This is a genomic window from Streptomyces sp. NRRL S-920 (assembly GCF_000717945.1).
Taxonomy (GTDB): domain Bacteria; phylum Actinomycetota; class Actinomycetes; order Streptomycetales; family Streptomycetaceae; genus Streptomyces; species Streptomyces alboniger.
The window spans coordinates 116,995-124,389 of the sequence record NZ_JODF01000031.1 but is presented as its reverse complement, the minus strand read 5'-3'; the positions used below and the strand labels follow the sequence as shown (position 1 = coordinate 124,389).

Annotated in this window: 8 protein-coding genes; 5 read left to right on the top strand and 3 right to left on the bottom strand. The window is 71.7% G+C overall.

All coding sequences use genetic code 11. From position 1 onward, the window contains the following. Nucleotides 1-628: 628 nt before the first annotated feature. Nucleotides 629-1,078: a hypothetical protein gene (locus IG54_RS38175; RefSeq protein WP_037897565.1), complete on the top strand. Its 450-nt coding sequence runs from the start codon at nucleotides 629-631 to the stop codon at nucleotides 1,076-1,078. Here IG54_RS38175 and IG54_RS0122670 read toward each other — a convergent pair. After that, a complete protein-coding gene (locus IG54_RS0122670) occupies nucleotides 1,041-2,249 on the bottom strand; it encodes an acyl-CoA dehydrogenase family protein (protein ID WP_030787392.1) in 1,209 nt (402 codons plus the stop codon). The genes IG54_RS38175 and IG54_RS0122670 overlap by 38 nt on opposite strands. A 358-nt stretch (nucleotides 2,250-2,607) precedes the next feature. On the opposite strand from IG54_RS0122670, the gene IG54_RS0122665 reads away from it, so the two are divergent. Continuing rightward, on the top strand, nucleotides 2,608-3,867 hold the full coding sequence (locus tag IG54_RS0122665) for a glycoside hydrolase family 18 protein (RefSeq protein ID WP_030787391.1): 1,260 nt from the start codon (nucleotides 2,608-2,610) through the stop codon (nucleotides 3,865-3,867). Nucleotides 3,868-3,933: 66 nt separating this feature from the next. On the opposite strand, the gene IG54_RS0122660 is transcribed toward IG54_RS0122665, so the two are convergent. Continuing rightward, nucleotides 3,934-4,557, bottom strand: coding sequence for a TetR/AcrR family transcriptional regulator (locus tag IG54_RS0122660; RefSeq protein ID WP_030787388.1), 624 nt, complete (start codon nucleotides 4,555-4,557; stop codon nucleotides 3,934-3,936). 206 nt (nucleotides 4,558-4,763) lie between these two features. On the opposite strand from IG54_RS0122660, the gene IG54_RS0122655 reads away from it, so the two are divergent. Genes IG54_RS0122655 through IG54_RS0122645 form a run of 3 tightly spaced genes read left to right on the top strand, consistent with a single transcriptional unit; the run spans nucleotide 4,764 to nucleotide 7,247 of the window. Beyond that, on the top strand, nucleotides 4,764-5,312 hold the full coding sequence (locus IG54_RS0122655) for a DUF6230 family protein (protein WP_234336307.1): 549 nt from the start codon (nucleotides 4,764-4,766) through the stop codon (nucleotides 5,310-5,312). Beyond that, entirely contained in the window at nucleotides 5,303-6,292 is a 990-nt protein-coding gene (locus IG54_RS0122650; protein ID WP_324615425.1) for a DUF6114 domain-containing protein, read from the top strand. The genes IG54_RS0122655 and IG54_RS0122650 overlap by 10 nt, the downstream gene beginning before the upstream one ends. Nucleotides 6,293-6,302: 10 nt before the next feature. Continuing rightward, entirely contained in the window at nucleotides 6,303-7,247 is a 945-nt protein-coding gene (locus tag IG54_RS0122645) for a hypothetical protein (RefSeq protein ID WP_234336304.1), read from the top strand. Here IG54_RS0122645 and IG54_RS41400 read toward each other — a convergent pair. Then, complete coding sequence (locus IG54_RS41400; protein ID WP_106977062.1) at nucleotides 7,225-7,371, bottom strand: SCO1431 family membrane protein; 147 nt, start codon at nucleotides 7,369-7,371, stop codon at nucleotides 7,225-7,227. The two genes, IG54_RS0122645 and IG54_RS41400, sit on opposite strands and share 23 nt — an antisense overlap. Nucleotides 7,372-7,395: the final 24 nt, after the last annotated feature.

The window sequence follows — 7,395 nt, the reverse complement described above, 5'->3', positions numbered from 1 at the left end:
GGCCTGACCCGAGGCCGGGGCCTGACCCGAGGCCGGGGCCTGACCCGAGGCCGGGGCCTGACCCGAGGCCGGGGCCTGACCCGAGGCCGGGGCCAGGACCGGAGCCAGGGCCAGGACTGGAGCCAGGGCCAGGACTGGAGCCAGGGCCAGGACCGGAGCCAGGACCGGGGCCAGGGCCAGGACCGGAGCCAGGACCGCGATATCGTGCCCCGCGCCCTGACCCTGACCCTGACCCGGGGCCGGGGCCTGACCCGGGGCCGGGCCCTGCCCCGGGGCCGCGCTCTGACCCGGCGCTGGGCCGGGCCCGCGCTGTCACACCCCGCGTCCCGAGGCCTCGCCCACAGCCCGCGGGCCGGGCGCTCACCCTCTCCGACCTCCCGCCGGACATTTCCCGCGGGCGGTGGGGTCCGTCTACGACGCGTTGACGGAGTCGTTGTGGGTGGCGGGGTGGGTGGTGCTGGGGGCAGGTGCGCCCGCCCCCCGGGAGCCACCCCGCCGCACCCCCGCCACGCGCCGCCTCCCCGGCCGCCATGCCCCGGCGTGCGCTGCCTCGACACGCGGATGTCGTGAACTGACGGCCTAATCCGCGCGGCGGTGACCTCGGCGGTGCGGGAGGCGTTGGCCCGGTATGACCCCCACGGACATGGGCCCCACCCACGCCCCCAGCGGCCGCCGACGGCGCACGCTGGTGACGGTGCCCGCCTCCGCAGAATCGGTTCCCCCACGGCCTCAGCAGGCCGATCCGCGCGAGCAGCCCTATCCGCAGCCGCACCGGCAGCCTTACCAGCAGCCGCGCCGGCCCTCCGCGTACCAGCCGCCCCAGCAGCAGGCCTACCAGCAGCCGCAGCAGGCGTATCCACCACCACAGCCGACCTACCAGCAGCCCCAGCAGGCCTACCAGCCGCAGCAGCCCCCGCCCCCGGACCCGCCGATCTACCTGGCCCTGATCCGCTACTGGGCCGACCGGGGCCGGACGCTGCCCGGGCGGCACGACCCGGAGTGGGTCCGCCTCATGGCGCCGCCCGTGCCGCGCGGGCCGTTCAGCGCGTCTCGGGACCCGCGAGGTGACGGGCGATGACCATGCGCTGGATCTGATTGGTGCCCTCGACGATCTGGAGCACCTTGGCCTCGCGCATGAGGCGCTCCACGGGGAAGTCCGCCGTGTAGCCGTAGCCGCCGAGGATCTGCACGGCGTCGGTCGTCACCTTCATCGCCGCGTCCGTGCACAGCAGCTTGGCCATGGCCGCCTGCTTGGCGAACGGCCGCCCCGCGTCGCGCAGCCTGGCCGCCGACAGATACAGCGCCCGGCCGGCCTCGATCTGCGTCGCCATGTCCGCGAGCATGAACCGAAGGCCCTGGAAGTCCGCGATCGGCCGGCCGAACTGCCGCCGTTCGGTGGCGTACGCCAGCGCCTCGTCCAGCGCCGCCTGGGCCACGCCGATGGCGCAGGCCGCGATGCCGAGCCGCCCCGAGTCGAGTGCGGAGAGCGCGATGGCGAAGCCCTGGCCCTCCTCCCCGATGCGGCGGGAGTCCGGGACGCGTACGCCGTCGAAGTGGACCTGGGCGGTGGGCGACCCCTTCATGCCCATCTTCTTCTCGGGCGGCGCGGCGCTCAGCCCCTCCGCGTCGCCCGGCACCAGGAAGGCCGTGACACCCCGGGCGCCCTCGCCGCCGGTGCGGGCGAGCACGGTGTAGAAGTCGGCGACTCCGCCGTGGGTGATCCAGGCCTTGGTGCCGTCGATCACCCACTCGCTCCCGCTCTCGGCTCCGCTCGGGCGGGCGGCGCCCCCGTCGTCCCGGACGGCCTTCGTGCGCAGGGACGCGGCGTCCGAGCCGGACGCGGGCTCCGAGAGGCAGTACGCGCCGAGGAGACCGCCGCCCAGCATGGCGGGCAGGTGTTCGGCCTGCTGCTCCTTGGTGCCGTATCCGGCGAGCGCGTGGCAGGACAGGGTGTGGACGCTGACGCCGAGGCCGACGGTCAGACGCGCGGCGGCCAGCTCCTCCAGGACCTGGAGGTAGACCTCGTAGGGCTGGTCGCCACCGCCGAACTCGGAGTCGTACACGAGGCCGAGCAGGCCCGCCTCGGAGAGCAGGGTGAAGATCTCGCGCGGGAAGCGCCCGGCTTCCTCTTCCTCGGCCGCCTTCGGGGCGATCTCGCGGTGGACGATGTCCCGGACGAGCGAGAGCAGATCCCTGGCCTCATCCGTGGGCAGCTGACGGTCCACCGGCTGCGGGGCGTGGTCGGGCATGACGCTCTCCTCCCTGTCGGGCTACGGCGGACGCCCGCGCAGGGTGAGGCGGCGACGCCGGAAACGATGCCGAGCCAGGGTCTCCTCCCGGGTCACGGAAGCGGCTGACCAGCGGCTGCGGCGCGTTGAGTATGCCCGATCGGCGGCACCCCGTCACTAGTTAACGACCGCTTACTCGAAAGATGTCCCGAGATCGTCACCGGTCGCGGGATTGGTACGAACCATTGACCGTACTGGTCTAGTCCTCCTACTGTTCCCCCGAACGAGTTACCGCGTTCATGCCAAACGCATCTCCCGGCACCCCCGCAGGTCCACAGCGCCTCTTCCCCCTCCCTGTTTCCCCCCACGAGGAGACACGATGCTCAGACCGCACTCCCCCCGCACCGGCCTCCGGGCCCTCATCGCCGCCGCCTGTTGCGCCGCCCTCGGCGCGGGTCTGCTCGCGGGCGCCGGCAGCGCCGCCGCCGAGCAGGCCGCCGCCGAGCAGGACAGGGCCCCCGCCACGAAGGCCGTCGCCGGCTCCAAGGTCGTCGGATACTTCACCGAGTGGGGCGTCTACGACCGGAATTACCACGTCAAGAACATCGAGACGTCCGGCTCCGCCAACAAGCTCACGCACATCAACTACGCCTTCGGCAACGTCCAGGGCGGCAAGTGCGCGATGGGCGACGCCTACGCGGCCACCGACAAGGCCTACACCGCCGAGCAGTCCGTGGACGGCGTGGCCGACACCTGGGACCAGCCCCTGCGCGGCAACTTCAACCAGCTGCGCAAGCTGAAGAAGAAGCACCCGGACCTCAAGGTGCTGTGGTCCTTCGGCGGCTGGACCTGGTCGGGCGGGTTCACCGAGGCCGCGAAGAACCCCGAGGCCTTCGCCAAGTCCTGCTACGACCTGGTCGAGAACTCGAAGTGGGCCGATGTCTTCGACGGCATCGACATCGACTGGGAGTACCCCAACGCCTGCGGTCTGACCTGTGACACCAGCGGGCGCGCGGCGTACAAGAACCTGATGGCCGCGGTCCGTTCGAAGTTCGGCGGCGGCAATCTGGTGACCGCGGCCATCCCGGCCGACGCCTCCGCGGGCGGCAAGATCGACGCCGCCGACTACGCGGGCGCCGCCCAGTACGTCAACTGGTACAACCCCATGACGTACGACTACTTCGGCGCCTGGGACGCGAAGGGCCCGACGGCCCCGCACTCGCCGCTCACCTCCTACAGCGGCATCCCGAAGCCCTCGTACCACTCCGATGCCACCATCAAGAAGCTCAAGGGGCTCGGCATCCCGTCCCAGAAGCTGCTGCTCGGCATCGGCTTCTACGGCCGCGGCTGGACGGGTGTCACGCAGAAGGCGCCCGGAGGCACGGCGACCGGGCCCGCCGCGGGCAAGTACGAGCAGGGCATCGACGACTACAAGGTGCTGAAGACCAAGTGCCCGGCGAACGGCACGGTCGGCGGGACGGCGTACGCGCACTGCGGGAACAACTGGTGGAGCTATGACACTCCGGCGACCATCGCGGGGAAGATGAACTACAAGAACCAGGCGGGCCTCGGCGGCACGTTCTTCTGGGAGCTGAGCGGCGACACGTCGAACGGTGAGCTGATCAAGGCCATCAACTGACGTCGCGTACGCGGAAACAAGGGGCGGGGGCCGGTCGGCTCCCGCCCCTTTTCGCGCGGGAACGCCTCAGGGGCGCGAGGGCGCCGGGTACGACGGCTCGAAGTCCTCGATGACGCGCAGCGTGTCCCCGAGCGTGCGCACGAGCAGGTCCCTGACCGTCTCGCGCGGCAGGCCGCGGTGGCCGATCCAGTCGAGCGTGACGCCCTCGACGCTGCACACCCAGCCGAGCAGCGCGGTGCGGGCGAGGCAGGGGATGTCCTTGCGGCCGTATATCCCCTCGGCGATCGCCCCGATCACCGCCTCGCGCACGCCGTCCCGTATCGCCTGCACCTCGGCGTCGAAGCCGACGCCGCCGCTGATGATCGCGCGGTAGGCCGCCTGGTGGTGCTCGGCGTAGCGCAGATAGCCGTCGATGGTGCGCTGTACGCGGTCCACGGGCGGCAGGTCGTCATGGCGCCCGGCGCGCGCGACGAGGTCGGCGACGGAGTCCTCGATGATCGCGAGGTAGTAGCCGCGCTTGGACTTGAAGTAGTAGTAGATCAGCCCTTTGGCGACGCCCGCCTGCTTCGCGATGTCGTCCATCGACAGGGCGTCGTAGGACGTGTCGGCGAACAACTTCCGGCCGATGCTGATGAGTTCGGCGCGCCGTGCCGCGGAGCGGTCGGTGCCGCGCTGTTGACTATTATTCAATTTCGGCCCTAGTCTCCAACTGCCTCGGACTGTCCGCAGTATGGCAGAACCGTGCCGTCGGCCGACTCTGCTGCCGAGGCGCTTCACGCACTCCCCTTACGCACGCTTGACGACGTGGAACGACGTACGGGAGGAAGACAGTGAGTGCAGCACGCGACGCGTTACGCGAGGGCAGAACCTCCTGGAGGAAGACGGCCGTGGTGGCCATGCCGGCGGTGCTCGCCGTCGGTGTGATGGCCTCCGTGATGGCCGAGGGCGCGCTCGCCGCGTCCTTCGCCGTGTCGGGCACCAGCTTCCAGGTCTCCTCGGGCAAGCTGACCAGCGAGGGCCTGTCCTCGTACGTCCAGACGGACCGGGACATCGACGGCAAGGGGCACCCGGTGGCGCTCCTCGGCATCGGCGACGCGACCCTGACCGACATCTGCCAGGCCGCCGAGGTGAAGACCCCGCTCGGCACGGTGGTGTTCAAACTGACCGCGGGCGGCGACGCGGGGAACGTCACCGCGAGCAACCTCGTCATCGACGGCGAGGACCTCGTCGGCGACGCCCGCTTCGGCACCGCGCAGATCGGCCGGGACGCCTCGACGCTGGACGAGGTGCCCGGCGTCAAGGGCGAGCGGGGCAAGTTCGGGCTCCAGGCCGGGGACATCACCGTCTCCGGCGTGAAGTCGCACGCCTGGTCGGCGACCGGCGGCAACTTCCGGCTCAAGGGCATGCGGGTCGACGTCAGCCTCGGCGGCAAGAAGTGCTTCTGACGGGCGGCGGCAGAGGCGGCGTCAGACCCTTCCGCAAGGACGGCGGCGGCCCGCTCGACCGGCGGCTCCCCTGGCCCGAGCAGCGGCGGGTCGTCCGCAGGTGGCGGCGCACGCGGCCGTTCTGGGGCGGCCTGCTGCTGATCCTCGGCGGCGCGGAGCTGCTGCTGGTGCCGCTCTCGCCGCTGACGGTCCTCGTGAGCCTCGGGCTCGGCGGGATCGCGGCGGTCGGCATCGGGATCGCGCTGGTCGTGGCGGGGCTCTTCCTGTGGTTCCTGCCGCACACCCGCCACTATGTGAGCCTCAACGCCCTGATCCTCTCGGTGCTCTCGTTCGCGGCCACGAACCTCGGCGGCTTCCTCGTCGGCATGCTCCTCGGCATCGCGGGCAGCGCCATGGGCTTCGGCTGGACGCCCGTGCCCGAGGACGCCGAGGAGGACCCGGCGCTGCCGAAGGCACGGGACGGGCAGGGCACGCGGACGCTCGCCGTGCTGCTGCCCGTGGTGATCGTCGCGGGGATCGTGAACGGAAGCCCCGCGAAGGCGTCACCGCTCGCGGCCCCCGCCGAGCCGGTCATGGCGGCCGCGACCCCGCCGACGATCACCACCACGCTCTTCGCCCCCAAGGGCTTCATCGTGGCGGGCGTCACGGAGGTCCCTACCGCGAAAGGCCCGCTGAAGGTGATGGTGCTGCGGATGAAGGCCGCCTCCCTCACCGACTACGAGCTGAGGACGCGGGACGGGGGAGACGAACTCGCCCTAGCGGCCGACACGTTGGACCTGAGCGGCTCGGTCACGCTCTATCTGACCAGGTTCAAGGGGTGCATCGAGGGGCTCCTGTGTCTGACCTTCACGCCCGACAAGCTGCCGGTGCCGCCCCTCGTGCCGCCGTTCGTCTTCATGACGGACGTGAGCGCCGAACAGGCCCTGGTCAGCTCGGACTCGATCGTGGCGGGCGGTCTGTCGCTGAAGGCCTCGGCATGAGGGGGCCCGCGTGATCCAGATCCAGGCCGCCCTCTTCTGGGCGTACGCGATCGGCGCGACGTCCGCGCTCTCCGCGGGGCGGCAGTTGCAGGTGTGGGAGCGGATCAACGCGGGCGAGGGGCCGCGCACGCGCAGCCGGGCCGCCAACCCGTACCTGGCGCTGACCGCGCTCTTCGCCGCCGTCCTGATGGTGCCGACGGGACTCTTCCTGCTGTGGCAGAACCCGGCCTGGGCGACCATGCACGTCGCGGACGGCCACGAGGGCGTGTGGGCGGGGTTCGTGCTCCTCTACGCGGGCGGGATCCCGTTCGCCGCGATCCTCGGGTTCCTCGTGGCGCAGTCGCTGGTCCTCGTGGGGGCGGGCTACTGGGCGTACCTCCAGAGCGTGGGCGGGTACTTCCTGCTGTTCGGGACGCTGATCCACGGCTGGGACGGCCGGGGGTACGAGCGTTTCCTCTCCCAGGGCGCCGAGGACTTCGCCGGCTGGCGCGGGGACAGCGTCGTCAATCACGTACTGGACTTCGTGACGTCGGGGACGTTCCTGGCGCTGCTGCTCTTCGGGGCCGCCGTGATCGGCACCATGCTGATGACCGAGATCGGCTGGCTCATGGAGGGCTGGTCGCTGCCGGGCGCCGACGAGGACCGCCAGGTGCCGAGGATCCTCGGCATCGCCATCGCGGCCGCGGGGGTCTACGGCCTGCCGTTCGCGGGCGCCCTCTGCGCGAGCGTGCTGGTGCGCCTGGCCGGCGGGTGGCTCGGCCTGCCGCTGTTCGCGGTGGTGGCGGGAGTCACGCTGCTGCACGGGCGCTCACCGGTGCGCCGCCTGTACGGCCTGGTCGGCGTCCCGCATCGGCACTGGCGGGCGGACCTCGACGACGAAGGCGACAGGGGCGGTGCGGGCGGCGACGGCGCGGGTGGTTATGCGAGCGGGGTCACAGCAGACCGGCCTGGGTGACGAGCATCGCGAGGACGACGACCAGGGTCCAGCCCGCGAGGTGCTCCAGGAGCTTCGGCTCGTCTTCCTTGGGGCCGCCGGTACGGGCCCGCACGCGGACGGCGGTGGCAGAGGTCGCGGTCATGTCTTCTCGCTGACGTTCGTCTGG

Coding starts and splice junctions, on each gene's coding strand:
- IG54_RS0122655 (WP_234336307.1), top strand. CDS start 4,764: ATGCCGGCGGTGCTCGCCGTCGGTGTGATGGCCTCCGTGATGGCCGAG.
- IG54_RS41400 (WP_106977062.1), bottom strand. CDS start 7,371: ATGACCGCGACCTCTGCCACCGCCGTCCGCGTGCGGGCCCGTACCGGC.
- IG54_RS0122665 (WP_030787391.1), top strand. CDS start 2,608: ATGCTCAGACCGCACTCCCCCCGCACCGGCCTCCGGGCCCTCATCGCC.
- IG54_RS38175 (WP_037897565.1), top strand. CDS start 629: ATGACCCCCACGGACATGGGCCCCACCCACGCCCCCAGCGGCCGCCGA.
- IG54_RS0122670 (WP_030787392.1), bottom strand. CDS start 2,249: ATGCCCGACCACGCCCCGCAGCCGGTGGACCGTCAGCTGCCCACGGAT.